The sequence below is a fragment of the Sinorhizobium fredii USDA 205 genome, from assembly GCF_001461695.1.
GTDB lineage: Bacteria > Pseudomonadota > Alphaproteobacteria > Rhizobiales > Rhizobiaceae > Sinorhizobium > Sinorhizobium fredii.
On sequence record NZ_AUTC01000111.1, the window covers coordinates 1 to 805 of the forward strand.

The window sequence follows — 805 nt, forward strand, 5'->3', positions numbered from 1 at the left end:
ATTGTAGTCCTTACGCCATTCCTCCATTTTTGAGCGGGCGTCGTCAAGGCTCAGGAACCAGTGTGTGTTCAGGCACTCCGCCCGGAATTCGCCGTTGAACGACTCGATGAAGGCATTGTCGGTCGGCTTGCCTGGTCGCGAGAAATCCAGCTCGACGCCGCGTTGATAGGCCCATAGATCGAGGTCGCGGGAGATGAACTCGCTGCCCTGGTCGACCCGGATCGTCTTCGGATAGCCCATGGTTCGGCATGCCCTGTCCAGTGTGGCCACGACATCCTCGCCCCGGTAGCTGAAGCGCGGATCGACGACGGGCGAGAAGCGCGAGAAGGTGTCGACGACCGTCAGGATACGGATCCTGCGGCCGGTCGCCAACTGGTCATGAACGAAATCCATCGCCCAGACGTGGTTGGAATGAGTGGCCTGTGAGCGGTCTTCCCTGAGCTTTGCCCGCACCCGTCGCTTTGGGGTTTTGTTCCTGAGCTGCAAACCCAACTCCTTGTAAAGGCGGTAGATTCGTTTGGCATTGACCTCCCAGCCTTCGCGACGCAACAGCACGTGCACGCGTCGATAGCCATAGCGGACGCGTGTCTGGGCAATCTCCTTGATCCTGGCTTTCAGGTCGGCCTGCTCGCCACGCTTCGACTTGTAATGATAAAGCGAGGTATCGATCAGCAGCGTGGCGCAGGCACGCCGGATCGACACTTTCCAGTCCTTGCGAACCTCATCGACAAGCCGTCGGCGACGGGCAGGCCTTAGAGCTTTCGCTTGATGACATCCTGCAGCATCGCCTTGTCGAGCGTCAGGT

1 pseudogene is annotated in these 805 nt (G+C 59.5%); it reads right to left on the bottom strand.

Going from position 1 to position 805, the window contains the following annotated elements:
- Nucleotides 1-805: pseudogene (locus N181_RS11660) on the bottom strand (IS3 family transposase); the annotation flags it as partial.